General features: G+C 68.2%; 11 protein-coding genes. 3 read left to right on the forward strand and 8 right to left on the reverse strand.

The window, feature by feature from the left end:
* The first annotated feature begins 80 nt into the window (after nucleotides 1-80).
* The 3 genes from KF709_06890 to KF709_06900 are packed head-to-tail and all read left to right on the forward strand — an operon-like array spanning nucleotide 81 to nucleotide 3,786.
* Nucleotides 81-1,436: an insulinase family protein gene (locus KF709_06890; protein ID MBX3174121.1), complete on the forward strand. Its 1,356-nt coding sequence runs from the start codon at nucleotides 81-83 to the stop codon at nucleotides 1,434-1,436.
* Entirely contained in the window at nucleotides 1,433-2,896 is a 1,464-nt protein-coding gene (locus KF709_06895; GenBank protein MBX3174122.1) for an insulinase family protein, read from the forward strand. The genes KF709_06890 and KF709_06895 overlap by 4 nt, the downstream gene beginning before the upstream one ends.
* Complete coding sequence (locus KF709_06900) at nucleotides 2,896-3,786, forward strand: ACT domain-containing protein (GenBank protein MBX3174123.1); 891 nt, start codon at nucleotides 2,896-2,898, stop codon at nucleotides 3,784-3,786. Before KF709_06895 ends, KF709_06900 begins: the two co-directional genes overlap by 1 nt.
* On the opposite strand, the gene KF709_06905 is transcribed toward KF709_06900, so the two are convergent.
* The 8 genes from KF709_06905 to KF709_06940 all read right to left on the reverse strand — a co-directional run bounded on the left by KF709_06905 (nucleotide 3,783) and on the right by KF709_06940 (nucleotide 12,572).
* Complete coding sequence (locus KF709_06905) at nucleotides 3,783-4,472, reverse strand: hypothetical protein (protein MBX3174124.1); 690 nt, start codon at nucleotides 4,470-4,472, stop codon at nucleotides 3,783-3,785. The two genes, KF709_06900 and KF709_06905, sit on opposite strands and share 4 nt — an antisense overlap.
* A gap of 84 nt (nucleotides 4,473-4,556) precedes the next feature.
* Nucleotides 4,557-4,949, reverse strand: coding sequence for a preQ(1) synthase (gene queF, locus KF709_06910; GenBank protein ID MBX3174125.1), 393 nt, complete (start codon nucleotides 4,947-4,949; stop codon nucleotides 4,557-4,559).
* A 5-nt stretch (nucleotides 4,950-4,954) separates the two neighbouring features.
* The gene (locus KF709_06915) at nucleotides 4,955-5,851 is read right to left on the reverse strand and encodes a rhomboid family intramembrane serine protease (protein MBX3174126.1); all 897 of its coding nucleotides are present in this window, start codon (nucleotides 5,849-5,851) and stop codon (nucleotides 4,955-4,957) included.
* Between the two features lie 61 nt (nucleotides 5,852-5,912).
* Entirely contained in the window at nucleotides 5,913-6,575 is a 663-nt protein-coding gene (locus tag KF709_06920) for a hypothetical protein (GenBank protein ID MBX3174127.1), read from the reverse strand.
* Complete coding sequence (locus tag KF709_06925; protein ID MBX3174128.1) at nucleotides 6,576-7,523, reverse strand: D-alanine--D-alanine ligase; 948 nt, start codon at nucleotides 7,521-7,523, stop codon at nucleotides 6,576-6,578.
* A gap of 1 nt (nucleotide 7,524) precedes the next feature.
* Nucleotides 7,525-8,922, reverse strand: a complete 1,398-nt coding sequence (locus tag KF709_06930; protein ID MBX3174129.1) for a cystathionine beta-synthase — start codon at nucleotides 8,920-8,922, stop codon at nucleotides 7,525-7,527.
* Between the two features lie 9 nt (nucleotides 8,923-8,931).
* The gene (gene mutS / locus KF709_06935; GenBank protein ID MBX3174130.1) at nucleotides 8,932-11,649 is read right to left on the reverse strand and encodes a DNA mismatch repair protein MutS; all 2,718 of its coding nucleotides are present in this window, start codon (nucleotides 11,647-11,649) and stop codon (nucleotides 8,932-8,934) included.
* Entirely contained in the window at nucleotides 11,646-12,572 is a 927-nt protein-coding gene (locus tag KF709_06940; GenBank protein MBX3174131.1) for an SPOR domain-containing protein, read from the reverse strand. The genes mutS and KF709_06940 overlap by 4 nt, the downstream gene beginning before the upstream one ends.
* Nucleotides 12,573-12,574: the final 2 nt, after the last annotated feature.

Below are 12,574 nucleotides of genomic sequence, written 5' to 3' on the forward strand. Positions count from 1 at the left end.
TTCAAAGTCGTGAGTGGTAAGCCAGAACCCGACCTACTCAACTCTTACAACTCATAACTCACAACTCACCACTGCCTTCAATGCCCGCATCCCGCATCCTGCAATCACTGGCCTTGCTCGCGGCACTAAGCCAAGCGGCCGAGTCCCAAATCCGCGTCCCCGTCACCGTCGACACCCTCCCCAACGGCCTCACGCTGATCATCCACGAGGACCACTCCGTCCCCGTCGTGACAACCAACGTCTGGTACCACGTCGGCTCGGGTGACGAGAAGGTCGGCCGCACCGGCTTCGCGCACCTCTTCGAGCACCTGATGTTCATGGGCTCCGAAAACGCGCCCTACCCGCAGTTCGATCGCCTGCTCGAAGCGGCCGGCGCCAACAACAACGGCTCCACCAACACCGATCGCACGAACTACTACGAGTCCGGCCCCGCCTCGGCGCTGCCGCTGATGCTGTGGCTCGAGGCCGACCGCCTCGGTTGGATGCTCGAGACGATGGACGCGCCCAAGGTCGACCTGCAGCGCGACGTCGTGAAGAACGAGCGCCGCCAGAGCTACGAGAACCAGCCCTACGGCCTGGCCTTCGAGAACCTGACCAAGGCCATCTACCCGGGCGGGCATCCGTACTCGTGGAGCACCATCGGCTCGATGGCCGACCTCTCCGCCGCCTCGCTCGAGGACGTGAAGGAGTTTTTCCGCACCTACTACACGCCCAACAACGCGACCATCGTCGTGGCCGGCGCCGTGAAGGCCGACTCCGTGCGCCGCGTCGCGCGCCAGATGTTCGGCGAGATCCCGCGCGGTCCTGCCATCGAGCGCCCCAAGCCCGCCGCCTTCACGCTTCGCGACACCGTGATCGTGCTCGAGGACCGCGTGCAGTTGCCGCGTGTCTATCTCGCCTGGCACACGGTGCCCGAGTACTCGCGTGACGACGCCGCGCTCGACATCGCCGCCTACATCCTCTCCGGCGCACGCAACTCGCGGCTCACGCAGGCCCTCGTGTACGACCGCCCGCTGGCCACCAACGCCAACGCCTTCAACTCCTCGAAGCGCCTCGACGGCGACTTCATGGTGATGGCCACCGCGCGCCCCGGCGTGCACCTCGACACCCTGCAGGCCGTGGTGGACGCCGAGATGCGCAAGCTCGCCGCCGCACCGCCCACGGCGCGTGAGCTCGAGCAGGCCAAGAATGCCATCGAGGCCTCGTTCCTCAACTCGCTCGAGTTCGTGAGCGCCAAGGCCGACCGGCTGAACAACTACTACTACGCCACCGGCACGCCCGACTACTTCCAGAAGGACCTCGACCGCTACCTCGCCGTGACCGCCGCCGATGTGCAGCGCGTCGTGCGCCAGTACCTCCTCACCAACCGCGTCACGCTCAGCGTCGTCCCGCAGGGCAAGACGGAGCTCGCCGCCACGCGGAGGATCGCCCAGTGATTCGCGCCACCCGTATCGCGGCCGCCGCCGCCATCGTCTCCGGCCTCGCGCTCGGCGCTCAGGCCGTCGACGCACAGCAGGCCTTCGACCGCTCGAAGGCACCAGCCCTCGGGCCCGCGCCAGCGCTCGTGCTGCCCGCCGTGAAGACCGCGCGGCTCGGCAGCGGTGCCGCCGTCAAGGTCGTCGAGCAGCGTGAGCTGCCGCTCGTGCACATTACGCTGCAGCTGGCCGGTGGCGGACGGCTCGACAACGACCATCCCGGCCTCGCCTCGTTCACGGCCCTGATGATCCGCGAGGGCGCCGGCACGCGCGACGCCAACGCCCTCCAGTCCGAGATCGCCTTCCTCGGCGCCACGCTGTCCAGCAACGCCTCCTGGGACAACACCAGCATCACGCTGCGCGTGTCCAAGCGGAATCTCGAACCGGCGCTTGACCTGATGGCGGACGTCGTGCTGCGCCCCAGCTTCAAGTCCGCCGACGTCGAGCGCCAGCGCGACCTGCGCCTCGCGGGACTGCTGCAGGCCAAGGACCAGCCCGGCGCCATCGCCAATCGCGCCTTCGAGACCGCCCTCTTCCCCAAGGGTCACCCGTATCACAATTCGCTCTCGGGTGATTCCACCAGCACCGCGGCCCTCGACTCGGCCAGCGTGCGCTCCTTCCACACCGGCGCCTACCGCGCCTCGCGCGCGACGTTCACCGTCGTTGGCGACATCTCCGAGACGGAAGCGCGCACGCTGCTCGACCGTCGCTTCGGCAGCAACGCCTGGCGGGCGATGGGCGCCGAGCGCACGCCCGCGCCTGTGATGGCGACGCCCGTCCGCAACACCGAGCGTCGCGTCATCCTCGTCGACAAGCCGGCCGCCGCACAGTCGGTCGTCATCATCGGCACGCCGGGCATCGAGCGCACCACGCCCGACTACGCCGCCATCATGGTGATGAACACCATCCTCGGCGGCTCCTTCTCCTCGCGCCTCAACAGCAACCTGCGCGAGACCAAGGGCTACACCTACGGGGCCGGCTCCGGCTTCCAGTTCCGCCCGCTGCCCGGCGCCTGGCAGGCCAGCTCGCAGGTGCGCACCAACGTCACGGACAGCTCGCTCGTTGAGTTCTTCAAGGAGATGAACACCCTACGCGACACACCCGTCGGTGAGGACGAGCTCGCGCGCGCCAAGGCCTACCTGGCCCTCGGCGTGCCGGGCGACTTCGAGTCCACGGCGCAGATCGCCGGCGAGCTCACCTCGCTCGCCGCGTTCAATCTCCCGCTGAGCTACCTCGCCGAGTATGTGGCCGCGGTGGAGAAGGTCACGGCGGCGGACGTGCAGCGCGTGGCCCAGCGGCTCATCCCGGCATCCAACGCCACGATTGTCGTCGTGGGCGATCTGTCGCAGATTCGTGCAGGCATCGAGGCCCTCAACCTTGGCCCCATCACGGTGATCCCTGTTGCGGAGCTGATGAAGTAGTGAGTGACCGTGCGCGACTGCGCATCGCATTCCAGGGCGAGCTCGGCTCGTTCTCCGACGAGGCCATCCAGCAGTTGTGGGGTGGCGATGTTCAGCGTCTCCCGTACCGCGACTTCGCCGATGTGACGGCGTCGGTCGCGGCGGGGGTCGCCGACCGCGGGGTGCTCCCCATCGAGAACACGATGGCCGGCAGCATCGCCGGCAGCCACGATGCCATCTCAGCGATGCCGGGCCTGCACGTGGTCGCCGAGACGGTGGTCGCCGTGCACCACTGCCTGCTCGGCGCGCCCGACACCGAGTTCGAGAACATCACGACGGTGCTGTGTCATCCCGTAGCGCAGGCGCAGTGCCAGATCTTTTTCGCTGAGCACTCGCAGCTCGAGGTGCACCCGTCGTACGACACCGCAGGCGCGGCGATGGACGTGAGCAAGGTGGCCGACCCGGCGGTGGCGGCGGTGGCCAGTCGTCGGGCGGCGCTGCACTACGAGCTCAAGGTGCTCAAGGCGGACATCGAGGACCGGCCGGACAATCAGACGCGGTTCCTTGGGATATCGCGCACGCCGCAGACGTTGCCGGCGGGGACGCCGGCGCGGACGATGTTTGTCGTCACCACTGGCGATCAGCCCGGCGCGCTGCTGGCGTGTCTCACGCCGCTGGCGATGCACGGGGTGAGCATTCGGCGGCTGGAGTCGCGGCCGACGGGAGAACCGTGGAGCTACCGGTTCTTCATCGAGTTCGACCACCAGGTTGGGGATACGGCGGCCGAGGCGGTCGTGGCGGAGATCGGGGCGCTCGCCACTGAAGCGCGGTTGATGGGGACGTATCCGCGCTGGGGAGCTGGGCGCCGGGGGAGTATTGGGTGGAGTTCGGGGGCGGTTTCGCCGATCTAGCGCTCGCCACCGCGCGCGCGTAGCTGAACGCCAAGCGAGAGCACCAGCTGGCTGACGGCGGTCTGCTCCACTATCGACGGCTCCACGACAAACCCCTTCGGCCCTGTGCCGAAGCGTGGAGCGTAGTATCGATACGCGGCACCGAGGGAGAGCGTCGCCATTCTCGTGTCGATGGCCAGGCTGGCGGTCCCGAGGCCTCCGAGCACGACCCTATTCTCGGCGAGGTAGTACGGCGGGAGCACATCGCCCTCGTTGGACGCTGCGCCGCCAGACAGACTCAGGAGTTCCGGCCCCGCGCTGAGCCGGAGCAATAAGCGGTCGGTCGGATGGGCTCGAACAGTCCCCAAGAGCGCGAACGAAACCGTGTGCGCCTCCGTGCTGCGACCGGGACCCTCAATCTCCCTCTGATGTGAGCGGCGCTCGGCAGCGTTCAGACTTAGCAGGGCCGCCGCACCGAAGCGATCGCCAAGATCGACATCGACCGCCAAGCCGAGCGTGTACCCCTGCTCGAACTCATTTACAAGTGACGTGGAGTCCAGGCCGGATATTGGCGGAGCAGGCACGCGCTGCACCACGCGCCCGGATATCGGCAGCGTGATGCCACCAAACGGCGTGATCGAGATTGATTGGGCGCCAAGGTCCTGGCTCGCCAACACGGAGCACAGCAGAAGGGCTCGTAGACGCATCGTCGGAGTCAAGGCAAGGTGAGGAACGGCGCCGAGAAGCCTACCTGTCGCCCTCGAGCCCCACAAGACGACCGTCGCGCTGCCCTAGGCTTTCCGATACTCCGCACTGATCACCGACTTCAACCCACCCCGCACATTGAAATCGCCGACCACCTTCAACGACCGCGGCTTCACCTTCGCGGCCAGGTCGTCCAGGATACGGTTCACTACCCGCTCATAGAAGATCCCGTCGTTCCGGAAGCTCCACAGATACAGCTTGAGCGACTTGAGCTCGATGCACTCCGCGTCCGGCACGTAGGTGATGTTGATCGTCGCGAAGTCCGGCGCGCCGCCCTTGAGCAGCGCCAACTCGGCCGCATCCGACTCCACGCCGCCCAACGGGCACAGCGACGTGAACTCCGGCGTGGTCATGAAGATCTCGTAGTCCCGATCGGGATACGGATTCGGGAAGGTCTCCAGCAGTTCCGGTTGTGGCATCGGGATTATTCGTCGCGCAGCTTGCGCGAGTGGTCGTCGAGGACGCGGCGCTCGTCCGGCGTCAGCCGGTCGAGCCCTTCCGCGGAGATCTTGTCGAGGATCGCATCCAACGTCGGCGGCGCGGCGGCGGCATCCTGCGACTCCTCGGGGCGCGGCGCGCGGCGCCGCGTCGGGGTGGCCTGTCGACGCGAGGACTCCGCGTTCGTGCGCGCCACGACATCGTCAATCGATTCGCGCTGCGCGCGCGAACGCGGCAGCGTCTTGGGCACGGCGCGGGGCGGCTGGTCTTCGGGCGGCTCGTCAGGCATCGCCGACACGCCTTCGCGGAATCGCTCCACGAACAGCACGCTGGTCGTGCGCGCAAACACCCAGGCCGCGGCGAGACCGCCGAGGTGCGCGACGAACGGCAGCCCGCCGCCGATCGGCTCCTCGAGTCCGCTGAGCATCACCACCGCGGCCACGAACGCGGCCAACCAGCGCACGCGCACGGTGAATCCGCCGGCCAATACCCGCTCCTCGCCGCCCCAGCGCATCGCGTGCGCACCAAGCACGCCGAACCCAACGGCCGTCGCACCCAGCAACGTGGCATCGCCACCGACAAACAGGTGCAGGATCCATCCGCCCAACGCAGCCAGTGCCAGGAATCCCGCAAAGCGCCGCGAACCCCAGAACCGTTCCAGCCGCGGGCCGAACAGCACCGTCATATAGACGTTGAGTGCGAGCACAAATGCCGACGGCTGCACCAGCGCGTAGGTGGCCACCGACCACCAGCGACCAGCATCCAGGTCGCCTCGACGGAACCCGAACACCGCCTGCATCGCCTCGGGCTGCACCACCGTCCACTGCAGGAAGTGCACGCCGAGCAGCGCGCCCACGAACCACAGCGTCGCCGGCGGGATCAAGGATCCTCCGGCGTGCGGCGCGGTCGGCGCAGTCTGAATCGGCGGTGAGTCGGCCATCAGCCTATCGTAGCCCCGTCGGCGGCGGAAGTTTCACGGCCAGGCGTGTGTCGGCGTGCACGGATACCGCCTGCTCCAGCAGCGTGGCCCAACGACGGTCCAGCGTCGGCGTGCCGTCTCCGTTGGTCGGCGGCTGGATCACGATCTGCGTATCGGCGCTCGCACTGTGCGCCTCCTGGATCAGGCGCATCAGCACGGAGTCCGTCGTGTCCTCGCGCGGCACCAACGCCAGCGCGTGCGCCACCTTGCCCTTGGCCGCCACGCGCAGCGTCTCGATCACGTGGTCGAGCACCGCTTCATTGCCCGTGAACTCGACGGTCACCTGCACGAGCGCGAGATGCCCGAGCAGCTCCGGCAGCTCCTCCGGCCGCAGGCCGTCGGTATCCAGCATCACCGGGATCTTCGGCGCGGCAGCGTCGAGTGCGGCCTTCAGGAAGGGCACGCTGCCCAGCGGGTCGCGCCCGGCGATCGCGATCGAATGGAACGTCGAGCGCCCCATCTGCCGCTGCAGCTCGCGAATCAACGCCGGCGTCATATACATCGTCGCCGTCTCGGCCTCGCCCGCGAACTTGATGAACAGCTGCCGACGCCCGGCCCAGGGGCCCAGCGCCTGCACACCGGCCGGTACCCCGGCCAACGCGGCGGCCAACGGCATACTTCCACTCATTCAGTCTCCTCCCACCGACCGCAACGCCTCCACGGCGATGCGCTCACAGAGTTCGGGAAAGTCGATCCCGGCCGCCATCGCCGCCTGCGGCACCAGGCTCGTTCCCGTCATGCCGGGCAGCGTGTTCGCCTCAAGGCAGAACAGCCGCCCGTCCGGATGCAACCGAAAATCAATGCGCGCACAGCCTCGCAACTTGAGTGCCGCGTAGGCGGCCAGCGCCAGGCGCTGTGCCTCGTCGCGCACGACGTCGTCGATTGGCGCCGGAAACAGCTCCTCCGCCATCCCCGGCGTGTACTTGCACTCGTAGTCGTAAATCTCGTGCTTGGGGATGATTTCGCCAACCGGCAGCGCCACCCCGCCGAGCACCCCGACCGTGAGCTCGCGACCGGGCACGTAGCCCTCCAGCATCACCTCGTCGTCGTGCTTGAACGCCTCAGCGATCGCCCCCGCCAGTTTCTGGGGTGCTTTCACGATATCCAGCCCCACGGTCGAGCCCTGCTTTGAGGGCTTCACCACCACCGGATTCCCCAACGCGGCGAACGTCTCGGTCGCAAAGACCGGTTCCCGCCAGTCACGCGTGGCCAGAGCGGAGTTTGCGATAACCATCCGCCAGTCCGCCGTGAGCACCCCGGCTGCGCGGAACAGATGCTTGGACAAATCCTTGTCCATCGCCAGCGCGCTGGCGAGATGTCCACTCCCTGTGTAGCGCACGCCGGCAAGGTCAAACAGCGCCTGGATGGTGCCGTCCTCGCCGGTGCCGCCGTGCAGCGCCATCCACACCACGTCGGCCTGTCTCGCGGCATCCAGCACCGCCAACGGATCCGGATGCGGATCCGCCGTCGTCACCGTGTGTCCGCGCGCCTTCAACGCCTCCGCGACCCGTCCACCACTCGACAGCGACACCTCACGCTCCGCCGAGCTGCCTCCCAAGAGCACGAGAATCTTCACGTCAGCGCGCCATCAGGAACTGCAGGAGGTCGGAGCGCGTGAGGATGCCCTGCACCGTGCCGTGATCGCGCACCAGCACGGCGGGGTTATTCCGCCCGAGCAGCTTCACTGCAGCATCGGCCGGCGTCTGCGCATCCACGATGGGGAACGGCGCGTCCATCACGTCACTCACCGTGCGCTCGAGCACCTTGGTGTCCTCGAGCCCGCGCACGCTCAGCACGCTCTCACTCACCGAGCCCACGCAGTTCGCGCCGTCCATCACCGGCAACTGCGACACGTCGTGCAGGCTCATCAGGCCCAACGCCTGCCTCACGCTCTGTCCCGGTGTCGCGCTCACCAGCGCAGGGATCTGCCCGCCCTTTGCACCCAGGAGCTGGCCGAGCGTCACCTTCTCGGCGTCCAGCAGCTGGTTCTCGCGCATCCACTCGTCGTTGAACAGCTTCGAGAGATAGCGCTCGCCGGTATCGCAGAGCACGGTGACCACCAACGCGTCGGGATCGTTCACACGTCGCGCCACGCTGAGCGCGGCGTGCGCAATCATCCCCGCGGATCCGCCGACAAAGAGCCCCTCCTCGCGCGTGAGGCGCCGCGCCATCGAGAACGCGTCGCGATCGCTCACGCTGATGTACTCGTCCACCAGCGAAAGATCGAGCGTGCCGGGAATCTTGTCCTGGCCCACGCCCTCCACCTTGTATGGCGCGCCCTCAACCTTGTTCTTGCCGCCACTGCGCCAGGTCTCGGCGAGAATCGACCCCACAGGATCCGCGCCAACGATCTGCACCTTGGGATTCTTCTTCTTCAGGTAGCGCGCCGTGCCGGTGATGGTGCCGCCCGTGCCCGCGCCTGCCACGAAGTGCGTAATCTTGCCGGCCGTCTGCTCCCAGAGCTCAGGACCCGTGCTGGCGTAGTGCGCCTCCGGATTCGCCTGGTTGTAGAACTGGTCGGCGAGCACCGCGCCCGGCGTCTCCTTCGCGATGCGCTTGGCCATCGACGTGTAGCTGTCCGGATGGTCCGGCGGCACCGCGGTCGGCGTGATGATCACCTCGGCGCCGAAGGCCTTGAGCAACCGAACCTTCTCCTGCGACATCTTGTCCGGCATCGTGAAGATGCACTTGTAGCCCTTGAGCGCCGCGGCAATCGCCAGTCCGATGCCGGTGTTGCCACTCGTGCCTTCGACGATCGTGCCGCCGGGCTTGAGCTTGCCCTCCTTTTCGAAGCGCTCGATCATCGGCAACCCAATGCGGTCCTTCACGGAGCCGCCGGGATTGAAGAACTCCGCCTTGCCGTACACGGGCGTGCGGATGCCTTCCGTGACCTTGTTGAGCCGGATGAGTGGCGTCCAGGCGATCGTCTCGAGGACGTTGCCGTAGGGTTCGCGATTTCGCAGGGAGTCGGTCATCCCCCGAATCTACGCACGGCCTTCCGTCGGAGCGACGCCGGAAGACGCCGGGACTCCGGGCCGCTCGCCGCGCGCCTCGTCGGCGAGCTCGGCCAGCAACGCCAGGGCCTGCAGCGGGGTCATCGCGTTGGCATCCACGTCGCGGAGCTTCTCCAGCACCGGGTCGGGCGCCGCAAACAGGGCCAGCTGATCCACTGCGGGCTCGGCTCCCCGTCCCCGCCCCGCTCCCACCTTGCCCGGTCCCGTCGTCGACGCGGCGGCGGCGCCGCGCCCCCCTGCCGTCAGCGCCGGCACCAACTGCTCGCTCTCCAAGACCTTGAGCAGCGTCCGCGCCCGCGCAATCACCGGCGCCGGGAGGCCCGCCAAGCGCCCGACCTCGATGCCATACGACCGGTCAGCGCCGCCCGGCTTCAAACTGTGCAGGAACAGGATCCGGTCCCCGGATTCCTGCACCGCCACGTTATAGTTGCGCACTGATACAAATTCGTCGGCCAGCTGCGTGAGCTCGTGGTAATGCGTCGCAAAGATCGTCTTGCAGCGCGTCCGCTCGTGCAGGTGTTCGCTGACCGCCCAGGCGATGCTCAGCCCGTCCCAGGTCGCCGTGCCGCGCCCGATCTCGTCGAGCAGCACAAGGCTCCGCGCCGTCGCCGAGTGCAGGATGGCGCTGGTCTCGGCCATCTCCACCATGAAGGTGGACTGCCCGCGCACGAGGTTGTCGCTGGCTCCCACGCGCGTGAACACGCGGTCCGCGATGCCCACGCGCGCACGGCTCGCCGCCACGAAGCTGCCCATCTGCGCCATCAGCACGAGCAGTCCGACTTGCCGGAGGATCGTGCTCTTGCCCGCCATGTTCGGGCCCGTGAGGATGATCATCCGCGCGTCGGGCGCCAACGACACGTCGTTCGGGATGAATTGGTCCCGCGGCATCATGCGCTCCACCACCGGATGCCGCCCGCGCACGATCTCCAGCACGGCTTCGTCATCGACCACCGGTCGCACATAGCCCTCGCGCACGGCCACTTCTGCCAACGAGGCCAACACATCCAGCTGCGCCACGCGTGCCGCGATCGCCTGCAACCGCACGATGGCTGCGCCCACCTCGCTGCGCAGCGCCTCGAACAGGCGCCGCTCCATCGCCTCGATGCGCTCGGTGGCGCCCAACACCTTCTCTTCGAACTCCTTGAGCGCCGGCGTCACGTAGCGCTCCGCGCCGGTCAACGTCTGTCGCCGCTGGTAGTCGGCCGGCACGCTGTCCTTGTGCGCGTTCGTGATTTCGATGTAGTACCCGAACACGCGGTTGTAGCCGACCTTGAGCGAGCCGATGCCCGTGCGCGTGCGCTCCTCCGCCTGCAGCGCGGCGATGGCGTCCTTGCCGCCGCTCGCAATGCTGCGGAGTTCGTCGAGTTCTGCGTCCACCCCGAGCGCGATGGTCTCGCCGTCGCCGAAGCTGAGTGGCGGACGCTCGACCAGCGCCGCGCGGATGCGCGCCGCAAGGTCGGCCGCATCGTCCCAGTCCGCGGTGAGCGCAGCAAGCAGTCCCGCGCGTGAGGTCTTCCCAACCGCGGTCGCCACCTGTGGCAACCGCGCGAGCGAGTCGCCAAGTGCACGCAGTTCACGAGGGGTGGCGCGTTGCGCCGCCGACTTCCCGGCCAGGCGTTCGACATCGCGCACGCCATCCAGCGCCTCGCGCAACGCGGCGCGCGCCGTGCCGTCGCCCACCAGCGATTCCACGGCGTCGAGGCGCGCGTCGATCGCCGCGCGGTCCGTGAGCGGTGCAAGGATCCACTGCCGCAGCAAGCGCGTGCCCATCGGCGACTGCGTGCGATCCAACACTGCGAGCAGGGTGCCCGCCGTGTCCTCGCCCCCACGCAACGACTCCACGAGTTCGAGGTTGCGCCGCGTCATCTCGTCCAACGGCATCGTGCCGCCTGGCCGTTCGACACTCGGACGCGCCAGGTGCGGCAGTCCACTCGGCTGCACTTCACGCAGGTAGCGCAACAAGGCGCCGGCCGCCCCGACAGCTGGGCTGTCAGCCGCGCCCACCCCAAAGCCTTCGAGTGACGCCACCGCGAACTGTTGTGCGAGCGCGTCCGCGGCGCGCTCGTGGTCGAACTCCCAGGCCTGGCGCGCCGTCACCAACGCGCCGAGCGGCGCAATCAGCGCTTCGGTCGCGTCGTCGGTCGTTCCGCTGTCGCTGCCCGCGACGAGCACTTCACGCGGCGACAACCGCGCGAGCATCGCGTCCGCGTCGCCCGCGCGCGCCGTGACGAGGCGAAACTCGCCCGTGGAAAGATCGGCCGCCGCAATGCCCACGCCTTCCGCGCGCACGACAACCGCGCAGAGAAAGTTGTTGCGGTCTCCATCAAGGAGATCATCGCTGAACGCCGCGCCCGGCGTGATGGTCTCGATCACCTCACGCTTGACGATGCCCTTGGCGAGCTTCGGGTCCTCGACCTGCTCGCAGATCGCCACGCGAAATCCCTGCGAGACGAAGCGCCGCAGGTACTCGCTGGCCGCCTTCACCGGAATCCCGGCCAGCGGCACTTCCGCCGCACCGCCGTTGTTGCGCGACGTGAGCGTGAGGCCGAGCACGCGCGCGGCGACCTCGGCATCGTCGTAGAACATTTCGTAGAAGTCGCCCATTCGGAAAAACAGGATCGCGTCCGGATGTCGCGCCTTGATCTCCCGGTACTGCGCCATCAACGGGGTCTCGCCCCCGGATTTCATTCGCGCGGCACCTGCACGACGAAGGCGTCCGACCGCTCCTTGGTGCGGTAGGCGAGCATTGCCGTATCGGCGGCCGCTCGTGTCGCGTAGCGCCCGAAGCGCACGCGATACGGTGCGCTGGTCCCATCCACGCGCGCTTCATAGCCTCGGCCCTTGATCTCGGCGACGAAGCTGTTGGCCGTGGCGGCGTCGGGGAAGGCCGCAACCTGCACGGACCAGAAGGGGCCGCTGCCAGTTGGCGTCGACGCCGGCGTTGTCGCCGGGGGTGTGGCTGGCGCGCTGGTGGGAGCTGCGGGCGAAGGCGCGGCGGGCGCACGCGATGAAGGCGGAGTCGCCGCGGCGCCTGTGCCAGGAGCGCGAGTGGTATCCATCGCAACGGTCTGGGCACAGCCGCGAAGCAGGAAGTCGTACTGGTTCTCGAGTTCAAGTGCGCCCGCAGCGACCAGCGGCCGTCCGGAGCGCAGCACCGCACAACCCTCGGGCCGCGCACCGCGATCAATCAGGATGCGACCCTTCCACAGCGCAGCGTCCGCGCGCAGTGGCGAGTCCGGCGCCTGCGTCTCCAGCCGGTCGAGATAGCGCAGCGCGGCCTCTCGGTCCCCGCGCGTCGCCTCACCCTGCGCCAAGCGCAGCATTGCCTCTGCGGCACGGGGCGTGCGCTCGTGTTCCAGCATCACGCGCAGGTAGTCTCGCTGCGCGGCGTCCCAAGACTCGGCGATCGTCGCGCGCCAAAACAGCACGTCCGCTTCGGCCTCGCTGCGTGCCGGCGTGGCGCTCAACAGGGAATCGAGAATGGCACGGCCCTGCGCCCCGCGTCCGAGATTCACCTGCTGCTGCGCGCGCAGAAACGCGTCGCGTCGCGCCGCGGCGGCGGCGGAGTCTGCGAGCGCGCCCTGCGCGGCAAGCGGTGCGGCGGCAGCCATGG

This window comes from Gemmatimonadaceae bacterium, from assembly GCA_019637445.1.
Lineage (GTDB): Bacteria > Gemmatimonadota > Gemmatimonadetes > Gemmatimonadales > Gemmatimonadaceae > Pseudogemmatithrix.

Coding starts and splice junctions, on each gene's coding strand:
- KF709_06890 (MBX3174121.1), top strand. CDS start 81: ATGCCCGCATCCCGCATCCTGCAATCACTGGCCTTGCTCGCGGCACTA.
- KF709_06905 (MBX3174124.1), bottom strand. CDS start 4,472: ATGCGTCTACGAGCCCTTCTGCTGTGCTCCGTGTTGGCGAGCCAGGAC.
- KF709_06920 (MBX3174127.1), bottom strand. CDS start 6,575: ATGAGTGGAAGTATGCCGTTGGCCGCCGCGTTGGCCGGGGTACCGGCC.
- mutS (MBX3174130.1), bottom strand. CDS start 11,649: ATGAAATCCGGGGGCGAGACCCCGTTGATGGCGCAGTACCGGGAGATC.
- queF (MBX3174125.1), bottom strand. CDS start 4,949: ATGCCACAACCGGAACTGCTGGAGACCTTCCCGAATCCGTATCCCGAT.
- KF709_06930 (MBX3174129.1), bottom strand. CDS start 8,922: ATGACCGACTCCCTGCGAAATCGCGAACCCTACGGCAACGTCCTCGAG.
- KF709_06940 (MBX3174131.1), bottom strand. CDS start 12,572: ATGGCTGCCGCCGCACCGCTTGCCGCGCAGGGCGCGCTCGCAGACTCC.